The sequence below is a fragment of the Lactiplantibacillus daoliensis genome (genome assembly GCF_005405005.1).
GTDB lineage: Bacteria > Bacillota > Bacilli > Lactobacillales > Lactobacillaceae > Lactiplantibacillus > Lactiplantibacillus daoliensis.
In genome coordinates this window covers 121,006-134,811 of record NZ_BJDH01000002.1, presented here as the reverse complement: position 1 = coordinate 134,811, position 13,806 = coordinate 121,006, and the positions used below count along the sequence as shown (strand labels likewise).

Genomic DNA, 13,806 nt, shown 5'->3' with positions numbered 1-13,806 from the left:
TTTAAGGAGGATACACAGATTATGGGAGCAATTGCTGCAGGTATTGCTATGTTTGGTGCCGCTTTAGGTGCCGGTATTGGTAACGGTTTGGTTATTTCAAAGATGCTTGAAGGTATGGCCCGTCAGCCAGAATTATCTGGTCAATTACGGACTAACATGTTTATTGGTGTTGGGTTAATCGAATCAATGCCTATCATTTCCTTCGTTGTTGCCTTAATGGTTATGAACAAGTAATCATTGATCAACGAGTTCATTTTAATGAAAAATGAAAGAAGGAGGTGTCATTAGATGCTCTCGCATTTAATTCTCGGTGCATCATCCAGTTTATACCTTGGCGATATGTTATTTATTGCGATTAGTTTTATCATTTTGATGGCTTTGATTGCCAAAGTTGCTTGGAACCCAGTCACAAAAATGATGGGTGATCGAGCAGACAAAATTGCCAACGATATTGATTCAGCCAAAAAGTCTCGTCAAGAGGCCACTGATTTAGCTGAACAACGGCGTGAAGCCTTATCACATTCACGGAGCGAAGCTAGCGATATTGTCGCTGAAGCCAAGCAAAGTGGTGAAAAGCAACGCACGACGATTGTCGCTGACGCTCAAAACGAAGCTACGCAGTATAAACAAAACGCCCGCAAAGATATTGAACAGGAGCGTCAAGATGCCTTGAAGAACGTCCAATCTGACGTGGCTGACATTTCAGTTCAAATCGCTTCTAAGATCATTAAGAAGCAATTGGATCCTGAAGGTCAACAGGCATTAATTAATTCATATATTGAAGGGTTGGGAAAGCATGAGTCTTGATAATCTTACAATTGCAAACCGTTATTCAAAGGCACTCTTTGAACTTGCAGTTGAAAAAGATCAGACCGAAGCATTCCTGGCTGAATTAAAACAATTACGGCAAGTCTTTGTCGACAATCCGCAATTGGCAGAGGTCCTTTCAGGATCATTGCTTTCGGTCGATCAAAAGCAGGCAACGTTGTCAACTTTGACTGACCATGCTTCAGAATACATTAAAAACTTTATTCAAATGTTGTATGATTACGGCCGCATGTCGAATTTGGTCGCCATTATCGACGCGTTTGAGCAACGTTATGATGAAAATCATAAGATAGTGCATGCCGAAGTAACGTCCGCGGTCAAGTTGTCAGATGAGCAAGCTAATGCCATCGCAGCAGCGTTTGCCAAGCATGTGGGTGCCGACCGAGTTAAGTTAACACGAAAAGTCGATACCGCAATTATTGGTGGCGTGATTGTCCGTTCAAACAATCAAACGTTTGATGGTAGCGTCGCTTTACAATTAATGAACTTAAGACGAGCACTCATCAACAATTAGAAAGTCTTTTACGAAGAGGTGAAACTTTTATGAGCATTAAATCTGAAGAAATCAGTGCTCTAATCAAACAACAATTAGAAAGTTATCAAACTGAGCTCTCAGTTGCTGAAACCGGTACTGTCACCTATGTTGGTGATGGGATCGCCCGGGCGCATGGACTCGACAACGCCTTACAAGGTGAATTGCTCGAATTCAACAACGGGGTTTACGGAATGGTACAAAACCTTGAAAGCAACGATGTTGGTATCGTTGTCTTAGGTGATTTTGATGGTATTCGTGAAGGCGATACTGTTAAGCGGACTGGCCGCATCATGGAAGTTCCTGTAGGGGAAAACATGGTTGGTCGGGTCGTTAACCCATTAGGTCAACCAATTGACGGTTTAGGTGAAATTAAAACTTCACATACGCGGCCAATCGAACACAAAGCTCCTGGGATTATGGAACGGCAATCAGTTAGCGAACCACTACAAACTGGGATTAAGGCCATTGATGCCTTAGTACCAATTGGTCGTGGCCAACGTGAATTGATTATCGGTGACCGTAAGACCGGGAAAACTTCGGTCGCTATCGATGCCATTTTGAACCAAAAAGACCAAGATATGATTTGTATCTACGTCGCAATTGGTCAAAAAGACTCAACGGTGCGTTCACAAGTTGAAACGCTCAAAAAGTATGGCGCAATGGATTACACCATTGTCGTTACGGCCGGTCCTTCTGAACCAGCCCCATTACTTTACTTGGCACCATATGCCGGCGCTGCGATGGGTGAAGAGTTCATGCATAATGGCAAGCACGTTTTGATTATCTATGATGATTTATCAAAACAAGCGACTGCTTATCGTGAACTTTCATTGATCTTACGTCGTCCTCCAGGTCGTGAAGCTTATCCTGGGGATGTTTTCTACTTGCATTCACGGTTACTCGAACGAGCTGCTAAGTTGAACGATGAATTAGGTGGCGGGTCAATGACTGCGTTACCAATCATTGAAACGCAAGCTGGGGATATTTCTGCTTATATTCCAACCAACGTTATTTCAATCACCGATGGTCAAATCTTCTTGGATAGCGATTCATTCTATTCAGGGGTACGGCCAGCCATTGATGCCGGGGCTTCAGTTTCCCGTGTCGGTGGGGATGCTCAAATCAAAGCAATGAAGTCTGTTGCTGGGACGTTACGTCTAGATTTGGCTTCTTTCCGTGAATTGGAATCATTCTCACAATTCGGTTCAGATTTGGATGCGGCAACGCAAGCTAAGTTGAATCGTGGGCAACGAATCGTTGAAGTTTTGAAGCAACCTGTTCATTCACCATTAAAGGTTGAAGAACAAGTTATGATCTTGTATGCATTGGCTAATGGTTACTTGGATAAAGTTGCGATTGCTGACATTGCCCGTTACCAAACTGAAATGTTTGATTTCGTTCATACAAATCATCAAGACCTATTTGATACGATTGTCTCAACAAAGAAATTACCAGATGCTGACCAAATTAATGGCGCATTAGATGAATTTGCAGAGCAGTTCCAGCCAAGTGCTGCCGCTGCTAAGTAAGTTATGGCTGAAAAGGATGGTGAGTAGTGCATGGCAGAATCATTAATGGATGTCAAGCGCCGGATTGACTCAACCAAGAAGACTCATCAGATCACGTCAGCAATGCAAATGGTTTCAACTTCTAAGTTGAACCAGATTCAAAAGCATACTGGCACGTATCAGGTGTATGCTTCAAAAGTTGAAAGCATCGTTTCACATCTTGCCAAAGCTCATCTGATGTCAGCGAGCGCTGGTGTTCCGAACAGTAATTCAAATACCATTTCGGTGAGTGAATTATTGGCTCAACGCCCCGTTAAACGCACCGGTTTGTTAATCATTACCTCTGATCGAGGGTTGGTTGGGAGCTATAATTCGAACGTCTTAAAGCAGACGAACGACTTTATGCGCGAACACCAATTAAATGCTGACAATGCCGTTGTGTTGGCGGTCGGTGGCACTGGTGCGGATTTCTACAAGAAGAATGGCTTGAATGTTGCCTACGAATATCGTGGCGTTTCAGACGTGCCAACCTTTAAAGAAGTCCGTGAAATCGTTAAAACAGTTACCTCGATGTACCATAATGAAGTCTTTGATGAACTGTATGTCTTCTATAATCACTTTATCAACCGGCTTTCTTCTGGGTTCCGGTCAGTTAAAATGCTGCCCATCTCTGAAGAAACGTTTGCACAAAGTGAAAAAGATAACCGTCCAGCTAAGGATAGCCGAGTTGATGTGGGTCCCGAGTATGAAATGGAACCTTCAGAAGAAGCCATTTTGTCGGCCGTGCTGCCACAATACGCTGAAAGCTTGGTTTATGGTGCAATCTTGGACGCTAAGACTGCTGAACATGCCTCATCGTCAACGGCGATGAAGGCGGCATCAGATAATGCTGGCGATTTAATCGATAAGTTGAATCTGAAATATAACCGCGCACGTCAAGCTGCTATTACGACGGAAATCACCGAAATTACGGGTGGTTTGGTTGCGCAAGAATAACGAATTTGGGAGGAATTAACGACTAATGAGTACAGGTAAAGTTGTACAAGTTATTGGACCCGTTGTCGACGTTGAATTCTCTCTAAACGACAAGTTACCTGATATTAATAATGCCTTGCTCATCCATAAAGATGGCGACGAGACCTTAACGGTTGAAGTTTCGCTTGAATTAGGTGACGGGGTTGTTCGGACCGTCGCGATGGATGGTACGGACGGCTTACGTCGTGGGATGGCCGTTGAAGACACTGGTTCTTCAATTACTGTTCCTGTTGGTAAGGAAACGTTAGGTCGGGTATTTAACGTTTTAGGAGAGACCATTGATGGTGGTCCAGAATTCGGTCCAGACGCAGAACGGAACCCGATTCATCGGGATGCCCCTGCATATGATGAATTAACGACCAGTACAGAAGTATTGGAAACTGGGATTAAAGTTATCGACCTCTTAGCACCTTATGTTCGTGGTGGTAAGATTGGGTTGTTCGGTGGTGCCGGTGTTGGTAAGACCGTTTTAATTCAGGAATTAATTCATAATATTGCCCAAGAACATAACGGGATTTCCGTCTTCACCGGTGTCGGTGAACGGACTCGTGAAGGGAATGACCTTTACTTCGAAATGAAGGCTTCTGGCGTGTTGAAGAACACCGCCATGGTGTATGGTCAAATGAACGAACCACCTGGTGCCCGGATGCGGGTTGCCTTGACTGGGTTAACGATTGCGGAATACTTCCGTGATGTTGCTGGCCAAGACGTCCTCTTGTTTATTGATAACATCTTCCGGTTTACCCAAGCTGGTTCTGAAGTTTCCGCCTTACTTGGTCGGATTCCTTCAGCCGTTGGTTACCAACCAACCTTGGCAACTGAAATGGGTCAATTACAAGAACGAATCACTTCAACCAAAAAAGGTTCTGTTACGTCGATCCAAGCCGTTTATGTGCCTGCCGATGATTATACCGACCCGGCTCCTGCAACGACTTTCGCCCATTTGGACGCGACGACTAACTTGGAACGTTCTTTGACTGAACAAGGGATTTATCCTGCCGTTGATCCGTTGGCTTCTTCATCAATCGCTTTGGACCCATCAATTGTTGGGGAAGAACATTATGAAGTTGCGACGGAAGTTCAACGGGTCTTGCAACGTTATCGTGAATTGCAAGATATTATCTCGATCTTAGGGATGGATGAATTATCTGATGAAGAAAAGACCACTGTTGCACGTGCACGGCGGATTCAATTCTTCTTGTCACAAAACTTCTTCGTTGCCGAAAACTTTACGGGCCAACCTGGGTCATACGTGCCAATCAAGGAAACTGTCAAAGGTTTCAAGGAAATTCTTGAAGGTAAATATGATGACTTACCAGAAGATGCCTTCCGTCAAGTTGGTAAGATCGAAGATGCGGTCGAAAAAGCGAAATCGATGGTCACTGATTAGGAGGGGTTAACATGGCTGACAATGCAAACTTATTAACCGTTAGCATCGTTACTCCAGACGGTCAGGTCTATGAAAGTAAGACGCCGATGTTAATCGTTCGCACGATTAATGGCGAGTTAGGGATTTTACCGAATCACATTCCCGTGATTGCTTCACTAGCAATTGATGAAGTTCGGATCAAGCAACTAGAATCAGATCAAGAAGACGATGAAATTGCTGTTAATGGTGGTTTCGTTGAGTTCAGTGAAAATGTTGCTACGATTGTAGCTGACAGTGCTGAACGTCAGAATGATATTGATGTTGCACGGGCTGAAAATGCCCGGAAACGAGCTGAAAGTCGGATTCAAGAAGCTCAACAAAAGCATGATGATGCTGAGTTGGCGCGGGCACAAGTCGCATTGCGGCGTGCCGTGAACCGATTGCATGTGGCTCACCGGTAAGAGTTCTACGAATACGTTTCTAAAACCGAAATCAAAAGTATCTGCAGCCAGTTGGTTGTAGATACTTTTTTTATGTTCAATAATGGATTTTCTCTGTCAGTTTGTAAGGTCACCGATTACAAGCGCGAAATATAAAGCGCTTACGCGATGACTTGACGAAAAAAGTGTAAACTTATTCACGGGCAGATGGTTACTGGTTGTCCCTGTTAAATTTTAGTTTGGCAATGCAACGATTAACGTCCGAAAAAATGGCTTTAAATTCACTAGTTGTCATTAGCAAGTACTATTTAGTTAACTAATTATAAGTAGATGACAAAATGTTAAAATTGTAACATTTTTGTAAAATGTAATATTTATTCGTTTAGGGTTTATGTTATGATGATTAGGAAACTACTAGGAATACCAAGTGATATCGCGATAAAGGTGCAGCGAATCACCCAATTTTTTGTTTGTTGTTCTTTTGTGTGTTTGGATTGCTTTTTGGGTATGACAAGGATTCTGATTGTCTACCAGTGCACGACCTTCAGATATGACTAGAATTGCTTGGCGAACCCAATCAAGGCGGCTAGCAGTCAATTATGTCTTTTTGTGCCGCTTAAGTGTCATCCAAAATTTTGCTAGCTGGTTTGTTTATAATCATTTGTGATGGAGGGTTATCCATGGAGGAAATTGTAGTTCATGGCGGTCATCGTTTGACAGGGAATGTCCATATCGAAGGTGCCAAGAATGCAGTATTGCCGATTCTAGCAGCGGGGTTGCTGGCTAGTTCAGGCACGACACACTTAACAAATGTGCCAGTATTATCAGATGTCTTCACGATGAATAATGTGTTACGTTTTTTAAATACTAAAGTTGATTTTGATGAAATAAATAAAACGGTTGATATTGATGCGAGTCAGCAATTATCAGCGGAAGCGCCATTTCAATATGTTTCTAAGATGCGGGCTTCAATCGTTGTGATGGGACCGTTATTGGCACGGCTGGGACATGCAAAAGTTGCCATGCCAGGGGGTTGTGCCATTGGATCACGACCAATTGATTTGCATCTCAAAGGGTTGAGCGCACTTGGCGCTGAAATTGAACGACACGACGGCTACGTGGAAGCCCGCGCGACTCAATTGCGCGGTGCCTCAATTTACTTAGACTTTCCAAGCGTGGGTGCCACGCAAAATATTATGATGGCGGCCACCTTAGCAGCAGGGACCACTGTCATGGAAAATGTGGCTCGCGAACCAGAAATTGTCGACTTAGCGAATATTTTAAATCAAATGGGTGCTAAGGTGACAGGGGCCGGAACTGAAACCATTCGTATCGAAGGTGTTCCTGCCATGCACGGTTGTGAACATAGTATCGTTCAAGATCGGATCGAAGCAGGGACTTTCATGGTTGCTGCTGCGGTGACTCAAGGTAACGTGCTGGTTGAAGATGCGATTGCAGAACATAACAAGCCCTTGATTTCTAAAATGCGCGAGATGGGTGTTAGAGTTACTGAAGAAGCTGACGGGATTCGGGTCATTGGACCAGCCAAGCTCAAACCAACTTCAGTTAAGACGATGCCGCATCCGGGCTTTCCAACCGACATGCAACCACAAATGACCATTTTACAACTCTGTGCACAAGGCACTAGTTTGCTCACGGAAACGGTCTTTGAAAATCGGTTCATGCATCTGGAGGAATTACGACGGATGAACGCAGATTTTAAAATTGAAGGGCGTTCTGTGATCATGTATGGCCCAACTGATTTTAATGGGGCCCAAGTGACGGCAACTGATTTACGTGCCGCCGCTGCCTTGGTTATTGCTGGATTAGTGAGTCATGGGTATACAGAAGTGACGAACTTGAAGTATTTGGATCGTGGCTACTTTAACTTCCATGGTAAATTAGCGAAGTTAGGGGCAGAAATTGAACGTATCGATGTGCCGGATGAAGCTGTCTATGCATTGAATCCTGATTTTGCCCACGAAGCGGCTGAATAGTAAAAAATAGCTTACAAAACCTTCAAAATGCGATAAACTCGTGTTTGAAGGTTTTTTTATGAAAAAAGTCATTCAGGAGGAACAAGTATGTTCATAAATATTATTGATAAACATATCTCATTAAAACCAACGGAAGTGGCAGATGCCGAACCATTGTTTAATTTGGTAGATGCGAATCGTCAACATTTAACGCCCTGGATGCCTTGGGTTGAGAGTACGGCAACCGTGAGTGATGAACGTCACTTTATTGAAAGCATGTTGACTAAACAAGCTAAGGGTGAAGTCTTCATCGCGACGATCGTGGTGAATGGGGAAGTTGCTGGGATGATTGACGTCCATAGCATCAGTTCAGTCAACCACCACGGTAACATTGGCTATTGGTTGGGTGAAGCTTATGTTGGCAATGGGGTGATGACTAAGGCACTCGAACGTGTCGAAGAAATCGCCTTTACTGAACTTGATTTGCACAAATTAAATTTAAACGCGGATGTGGTCAATAAGCATAGTCGTGCCGTTGCCGAACGCCGTCAGTATCATTTGGATGCGACCTTGCGTGAGAACATTTTAATTAATGGTCAATACAAGGATGAGGCTGTCTATTCGTTGACGGTTGACGAATGGTCCAAGCGGCGTGATGACTAGATAAGTACGGCAACAGATGCTTTGAATCGAGAAGTGGCCCTTGAAGGACACCACATTCAGGTGCATGATCAAAAATGATTTTAAAATTGAAACCAATAAATACCGCACACGACTAGTTCGCAGGCGGTATTGAGTATGCTATAATGAAAAGTTGTATAACTGCAAGTTTGAGAGGAGCAAAAACATGGCTTTAGATATTGGTATCGACTTAGGTACTGCCAATGTTTTGATTTACGTATCAGGAAAGGGCATCGTTTTAAATGAACCATCTGTCGTTGCCATCGATACGAATACAAATCAAGTATTAGCAGTCGGGTCCGAAGCCTACCAAATGGTTGGTAAGACCCCTAGCAACATTCGGGCAATCCGACCATTGAAGGACGGGGTAATTTCAGATTTTGATGTTACCGAAGAAATGTTGTCTTATTTCATTAAAAAATTAAACGTGCGTGGGATTATGTCACGCCCAAGTATTATGATCTGTACCCCAACGAACACCACTGAAATCGAACGTAAGGCGATTTTACAGGCGGCTGAAAAGTCCGGTGGTAGTAAAGTTTACTTGGAAGTTGAACCTAAAGTTGCGGCCATTGGTGCTGGCATGGATATTTTCCAACCACGTGGCAACATGGTTATCGATATTGGTGGTGGGACTAGTGACATCGCTGTCTTATCCTTAGGGGATATTGTTGCCAGCAGCTCACTACGGATGGCCGGCGACCGGATGAACCAAGACATTGCCAACTACGTCAAAGATGAACATCACTTGTTGATTGGTGAACGAACTGCGGAAAATGTCAAAATTCAGATTGCCCAAGTCTTCAAGCAGGATGAGGATGAAGACCAAGTTATGCAAGTTCGGGGTCGGGATACGGTGACTGGGATGCCACGGTCAATTGACATGGATTCCAATGAAGTTGAAGTTGCCATTCATGACACCTTGATGCAAATCGTTTCAACGGCGCATCATGTGATGGAAACCTTACCACCAGAAATTTCTGCGGACATTATTGATCGTGGGATTATGCTTACTGGTGGGGGCGCGTTACTTCGCGGCTTAGATCAGTTAATCAGTGAAAACTTGAAGGTTCCAGTGATGGTTGCCGAACACCCATTGAATAATGTGGCGCAAGGTGCCGGAATCTTGCTAGAACACATGCAAAAGAGTGCTAAAAAATAATTGGCGATGAAACACGTCTTAATTAGCAGTATTCGCTGGTATCAACGAGCGATTTCTGCGTTTTCGCCGGCACACTGTCGTTATTGGCCCACTTGTTCTGCGTACACGATCGAAGCCATCGACCGTTTTGGCGCTGCACGTGGCGGCTTGATGGGGGCAGCCCGGGTCTTACGGTGCCAACCTTTTGTCAAAGGTGGCTTTGATCCGGTGCCAGAGAAATTTTCATTACGTCGTAATCCGGCCTTTAAGGAGGAAAAGTAATTGTCAAGTAAAGATAAAGCAGTTTCAGTGACGCTGAACGAAACGACCGTGAATGATCAAACTATCACTGAAGTTTTGATTGGCAAAAAAGTGATTGGCCAAGTAACCCAAATGGGAGATCGGTTTGATGCAGAGTTGGCGAGTGATTCACAACCCTTCGCACACACCAAGTCGTTCGATGAAAGTTTACAAGAAGTGCTTTCAGCGTACCATTTGCACAAAGGCTAATTTTTAGTTAACCTTCAACCTGGTTCCGTTCATTCGGCACCAGGTTGTTGTATAATCAAGCTTATCTTAGAAGAATAAGGAGCGTTATTATTGTGGCAGAAGAATCTAGACTTCGTGGTCAAGCAGAAGATTCACGGATTGACTGGGGAATAATTTTCTCAATCATGATGCTAGGCTTGATTGGGCTGGCCTCAATTTATGTCGCTGCCAGTCACGATTCAAGTGTGGTTAACGTGACCAAGCAAGTTGTGACGCAAGTCATGTGGTTTGTGATTGGGACGACGTTAGCCATCATCATTATGCAATTTGACTCCGAACAACTTTGGCGGGTCGCACCGATTGCCTACTGGTTTGGTATATTCCTGTTAGTGGCGGTCTTAGTACTTTACAGTCGCTCGATGTATGCTAGTACTGGGGCGAAGAGTTGGTTTGCCGTTGGCTCGTTAACATTCCAGCCGTCTGAAATTATGAAGCCCGCATTTATTCTGATGTTAGGGCGCGTGGTGACGACGCATAATACGGAATATCCAGCCCACACAACGCCTGGTGATTGGCAGTTAATTGGTAAGTTAGTGGCTTATACCATACCATTAATTATTTTATTAAAATTACAAAATGACTTTGGGACAATGTTAGTCTTTTTCGCTATTTTAGGTGGTGTGATTCTCGTTTCTGGTATTTCTTGGCGGTTACTTGCACCAGCGTTTGCCATTGTGTTTGCGTTTGCTGGGAGTGTGCTTTTTCTAGTTATCACGACTAGCGGCCGTCACATTTTGGAAGCAGTCGGGTTTAAAGCTTACCAATTTGCCCGAATTGATACTTGGTTGAATCCAGCGACTGATACGTCTAACAACGCCTATCAAGTCTGGCAGAGTATGAAGGCAATTGGTTCTGGTCAAATTACTGGCCGTGGGTTTAATGTCTCACACGTGACGGTGCCAGTTCGTGAATCCGATATGATTTTTTCCGTCATTGGTGAGAACTTTGGTTTCATTGGTTGTACCATTGTTGTTTTATTATATTTCTTATTAATTTATCAAATGATTCGAGTAACCTTTGATACAAAAAATGAGTTTTATGCGTACATTTCAACAGGTGTCATTATGATGGTCTTGTTCCATGTCTTTGAAAATATTGGGATGAGCATTGGTCTGTTACCAATGACTGGGATTCCTTTGCCTTTTATTAGCCAAGGGGGTTCGGCGTTGATTGCAAACATGGCTGGGATTGGGTTAATCATGTCGATGCGGTTCCATTACAAGTCCTACATGTTTAGCCGCAATGATCGGTTTGAATAAGGTCTTAAATCAAGGAAAGCATGGTGTTGGATATGAGTGAAGATGCAAATTATTTTTGGACAAAAGATACTGACGGTCACACCCGGATTGGGTTAACAAAGGCGGCTCACGAAGCTTTAGGCGAAGTGAAGTATGCTGAATTACCTGCTGTTGGTGACAAGGTCAGCCAAAAAGAAGCTTTTCTGAGCATTGAAGCCACTAAAGCAGTTTCCGAATTCAATAGCCCAATTAATGGGACTGTCACGGCGGTTAATCCAGCCTTGGCAGACGACTTTTCGGCATTGAATAGTTTAGAAGATGGGGTCGCTTGGTTAGTTGACGTCGATTAATTTTCGGGGTTGACAAGCAAAACACTCCTCGGTATACTCAGGACATTAATAATTCATTAGAAAATGTCATTTTGAAAAGATGAGTACGCGGTGACGACTACTAAGAGAGTCTCAGTTTGGTGCAATGAGATTAGGCGTGAAGCGGAAGATGGTCTTGAAACAATGCAATTTGGTGAGCTTCGGTTAGCCAGGTTTGGATTGCACCCATTATCGTGCCGAGTTAAGAACTAACTCTTGAGACAGCTTGTGTGAGCAGGTTGCAAAGATGGGTGGTACCGCGAGACTAAGCTTCTCGTCCTATTGGTTATGATGGTTATCATAACTAATGGGATGAGGAGCTTTTTTGTTTGCAATATGATTGAGATTGATAAATGATTAAGTTGTTAAATTGGTCTGCACCAATTAACAGGCATAAGGAGGAATTGACTTGATTGAATTTAAAGACGTGACCAAAACGTTTGATAGTAAACAAGGCGTCGTTCACGCGGTCCAAGATGTGAATTTAAAAATCGAAGACGGCCACATCTACGGAATCGTTGGTTATTCTGGGGCAGGGAAGAGTACCTTGATCCGGATGCTGAATGGTCTTGAAACGCCGACGAGTGGGACGGTTAATATCGATGGGGTTGAGATTTCAGCGTTAACCGGTGCCAAATTACGGGAACAGCGGCATAAAATTGGCATGATTTTTCAACACTTTAACTTATTGTGGTCGCGAACCGTTTTGGAAAATATCATGTTTCCATTGGAAATTGCGGGAAACAGCAAGGCAGACGCCAAGCAAAAAGCTGAGCATTTGGCTGAATTAGTTGGGTTGTCTGGTCGTGAGACCGCTTATCCGTCAGAATTGTCCGGTGGGCAAAAACAACGGGTCGGGATTGCCCGAGCGTTGGCGAATGAGCCGCAAATTTTACTTTCTGACGAAGCGACGAGTGCCTTGGATCCACAAACCACGGATGAAGTGCTTGACTTACTGTTGGATATCAATAAAAAGTTGAATTTGACGATTGTACTGATCACCCACGAAATGCACGTGATTCGTAAGATTGCGGATCATGTGGCCGTCATGGAAGACGGTAAGATCGTTGAACAAGGGCCGGTATTGGAAGTCTTTAAACGACCAAAACAGGCGGTTACCAAGCGCTTTGTGAATGAAGAAGTCACACCATCCTTGAACGAAACCACAGCGGTCGTTGGTCAATTGCTTGAAAAGTATCCCAAGGGTACGATTGTTCAGTTGACCTTCCATGGTGATCAAGCGCAGTTACCGATTGTTTCGGAGATGTTGAAACAATATACACTGGACTTAAATATTATTGAAGGCGCGATTCATCAAACGCAGGAAGGTGCGATTGGGTCGCTCTACATTCAAATTAGCGGTGACCAGGATCAAATCGATGGCGCACTGGCTTATCTACAAAAAATGCGGGTTGAAACGGAGGTCTTAAATCGTGAATAGTCAGGGATTAGGCTCATATTTTAACTTTTCAAATGTCGATTGGGGTAACATGATCAGTTCGACCTGGGAAACAATTTGGTTGACCTTGGTTTCCATGATTGTGGTTGCTATTTTAGGGATTGCGTTGGGCTTGCTATTATTTGAAACGACCAACAGTCAGAACCCACTAGCCAAGTTGCTCAATTGGATCGTTGCGTTGTTCGTCAACGTCTTCCGTTCCATTCCGTTTATTATTCTGATTGTCTTGTTGTTACCAATTACGCAAAAATTGGTTGGGACAATTATCGGTCCTAGAGCAGCATTACCGTCATTGATCATCTCCGCAGCACCATTCTACGCCCGGATGGTTGAATTAGCTTTTCATGAACTGGATCATGGCGTGGTTGAAGCTGCCGAGTCCATGGGGGCAACGCGTTGGCAGATTATTCGGAAGGTGCTCTTGCCAGAAAGTTTGCCAGCGTTAGTTTCCGGAATTACTGTCACCACAATTTCGTTGATTGGTTATACCGCGATGGCGGGTGCCATTGGTGCCGGTGGTCTTGGTAACTTAGCTTACCAAGATGGGTTTCAATCGAATAATAATGCGATTACCTTAGTGGCCACTGTGATTATCGTGATCATTGTCTTCATTTTCCAATTTATCGGGGATTTTGCAGTTAAGCGCATCGATAAACGCGCTAATTAAAGGTTTCAAGCA

At 43.8% G+C, this 13,806-nt stretch carries 16 protein-coding genes; all 16 read left to right on the top strand.

What is annotated here, in order from left to right:
• The first annotated feature begins 21 nt into the window (after window positions 1-21).
• Window positions 22-234 (top strand): F0F1 ATP synthase subunit C, encoded by a 213-nt coding sequence (gene atpE / locus FFM64_RS02930; protein WP_003639224.1) that lies wholly within the window; start codon window positions 22-24, stop codon window positions 232-234.
• A gap of 54 nt (window positions 235-288) precedes the next feature.
• The gene (atpF, locus tag FFM64_RS02925) at window positions 289-807 is read left to right on the top strand and encodes a F0F1 ATP synthase subunit B (RefSeq protein ID WP_137606510.1); all 519 of its coding nucleotides are present in this window, start codon (window positions 289-291) and stop codon (window positions 805-807) included.
• Window positions 797-1,342 carry an ATP synthase F1 subunit delta gene (gene atpH / locus FFM64_RS02920; RefSeq protein ID WP_137606509.1) on the top strand — a complete coding sequence of 182 codons (546 nt, stop codon included), beginning with the start codon at window positions 797-799 and terminating at the stop codon, window positions 1,340-1,342. The genes atpF and atpH overlap by 11 nt, the downstream gene beginning before the upstream one ends.
• A 29-nt stretch (window positions 1,343-1,371) precedes the next feature.
• Window positions 1,372-2,892 (top strand): F0F1 ATP synthase subunit alpha, encoded by a 1,521-nt coding sequence (gene atpA, locus FFM64_RS02915; protein WP_137606508.1) that lies wholly within the window; start codon window positions 1,372-1,374, stop codon window positions 2,890-2,892.
• Window positions 2,893-2,922: 30 nt separating this feature from the next.
• Complete coding sequence (locus FFM64_RS02910; protein WP_137606507.1) at window positions 2,923-3,867, top strand: F0F1 ATP synthase subunit gamma; 945 nt, start codon at window positions 2,923-2,925, stop codon at window positions 3,865-3,867.
• A gap of 25 nt (window positions 3,868-3,892) precedes the next feature.
• Window positions 3,893-5,296, top strand: coding sequence for a F0F1 ATP synthase subunit beta (gene atpD / locus FFM64_RS02905; protein WP_137606506.1), 1,404 nt, complete (start codon window positions 3,893-3,895; stop codon window positions 5,294-5,296).
• Between the two features lie 11 nt (window positions 5,297-5,307).
• Window positions 5,308-5,736, top strand: a complete 429-nt coding sequence (locus FFM64_RS02900; protein ID WP_137606505.1) for a F0F1 ATP synthase subunit epsilon — start codon at window positions 5,308-5,310, stop codon at window positions 5,734-5,736.
• Window positions 5,737-6,395: 659 nt separating this feature from the next.
• Window positions 6,396-7,712: a UDP-N-acetylglucosamine 1-carboxyvinyltransferase gene (gene murA / locus FFM64_RS02895; RefSeq protein WP_137606504.1), complete on the top strand. Its 1,317-nt coding sequence runs from the start codon at window positions 6,396-6,398 to the stop codon at window positions 7,710-7,712.
• 87 nt (window positions 7,713-7,799) lie between these two features.
• Window positions 7,800-8,354 carry a GNAT family N-acetyltransferase gene (locus FFM64_RS02890; protein ID WP_137606503.1) on the top strand — a complete coding sequence of 185 codons (555 nt, stop codon included), beginning with the start codon at window positions 7,800-7,802 and terminating at the stop codon, window positions 8,352-8,354.
• A gap of 184 nt (window positions 8,355-8,538) precedes the next feature.
• Complete coding sequence (mreB, locus tag FFM64_RS02885; RefSeq protein WP_137606502.1) at window positions 8,539-9,534, top strand: rod shape-determining protein; 996 nt, start codon at window positions 8,539-8,541, stop codon at window positions 9,532-9,534.
• A gap of 6 nt (window positions 9,535-9,540) precedes the next feature.
• Window positions 9,541-9,795, top strand: coding sequence for a membrane protein insertion efficiency factor YidD (gene yidD, locus FFM64_RS02880; RefSeq protein ID WP_137606501.1), 255 nt, complete (start codon window positions 9,541-9,543; stop codon window positions 9,793-9,795).
• The gene (locus FFM64_RS02875) at window positions 9,796-10,023 is read left to right on the top strand and encodes a DUF2969 domain-containing protein (RefSeq protein ID WP_137606500.1); all 228 of its coding nucleotides are present in this window, start codon (window positions 9,796-9,798) and stop codon (window positions 10,021-10,023) included.
• Window positions 10,024-10,115: 92 nt separating this feature from the next.
• Window positions 10,116-11,321: an FtsW/RodA/SpoVE family cell cycle protein gene (locus FFM64_RS02870; protein WP_137606499.1), complete on the top strand. Its 1,206-nt coding sequence runs from the start codon at window positions 10,116-10,118 to the stop codon at window positions 11,319-11,321.
• A gap of 32 nt (window positions 11,322-11,353) precedes the next feature.
• On the top strand, window positions 11,354-11,650 hold the full coding sequence (locus tag FFM64_RS02865; protein ID WP_137606498.1) for a glycine cleavage system H family protein: 297 nt from the start codon (window positions 11,354-11,356) through the stop codon (window positions 11,648-11,650).
• A 427-nt stretch (window positions 11,651-12,077) separates the two neighbouring features.
• Window positions 12,078-13,109: a methionine ABC transporter ATP-binding protein gene (locus FFM64_RS02860; RefSeq protein ID WP_137606497.1), complete on the top strand. Its 1,032-nt coding sequence runs from the start codon at window positions 12,078-12,080 to the stop codon at window positions 13,107-13,109.
• Complete coding sequence (locus FFM64_RS02855) at window positions 13,102-13,794, top strand: methionine ABC transporter permease (protein ID WP_137606496.1); 693 nt, start codon at window positions 13,102-13,104, stop codon at window positions 13,792-13,794. Before FFM64_RS02860 ends, FFM64_RS02855 begins: the two co-directional genes overlap by 8 nt.
• Window positions 13,795-13,806 lie beyond the last annotated feature (12 nt).

Bases quoted from the DNA above. Each gene is read 5' to 3' on its own strand.
- atpE (WP_003639224.1), top strand. From the start codon at position 22: ATGGGAGCAATTGCTGCAGGTATTGCTATGTTTGGTGCCGCTTTAGGT.
- atpF (WP_137606510.1), top strand. From the start codon at position 289: ATGCTCTCGCATTTAATTCTCGGTGCATCATCCAGTTTATACCTTGGC.
- atpH (WP_137606509.1), top strand. From the start codon at position 797: ATGAGTCTTGATAATCTTACAATTGCAAACCGTTATTCAAAGGCACTC.
- atpA (WP_137606508.1), top strand. From the start codon at position 1,372: ATGAGCATTAAATCTGAAGAAATCAGTGCTCTAATCAAACAACAATTA.
- FFM64_RS02910 (WP_137606507.1), top strand. From the start codon at position 2,923: ATGGCAGAATCATTAATGGATGTCAAGCGCCGGATTGACTCAACCAAG.
- atpD (WP_137606506.1), top strand. From the start codon at position 3,893: ATGAGTACAGGTAAAGTTGTACAAGTTATTGGACCCGTTGTCGACGTT.
- FFM64_RS02900 (WP_137606505.1), top strand. From the start codon at position 5,308: ATGGCTGACAATGCAAACTTATTAACCGTTAGCATCGTTACTCCAGAC.
- murA (WP_137606504.1), top strand. From the start codon at position 6,396: ATGGAGGAAATTGTAGTTCATGGCGGTCATCGTTTGACAGGGAATGTC.
- FFM64_RS02890 (WP_137606503.1), top strand. From the start codon at position 7,800: ATGTTCATAAATATTATTGATAAACATATCTCATTAAAACCAACGGAA.
- mreB (WP_137606502.1), top strand. From the start codon at position 8,539: ATGGCTTTAGATATTGGTATCGACTTAGGTACTGCCAATGTTTTGATT.
- yidD (WP_137606501.1), top strand. From the start codon at position 9,541: ATGAAACACGTCTTAATTAGCAGTATTCGCTGGTATCAACGAGCGATT.
- FFM64_RS02865 (WP_137606498.1), top strand. From the start codon at position 11,354: ATGAGTGAAGATGCAAATTATTTTTGGACAAAAGATACTGACGGTCAC.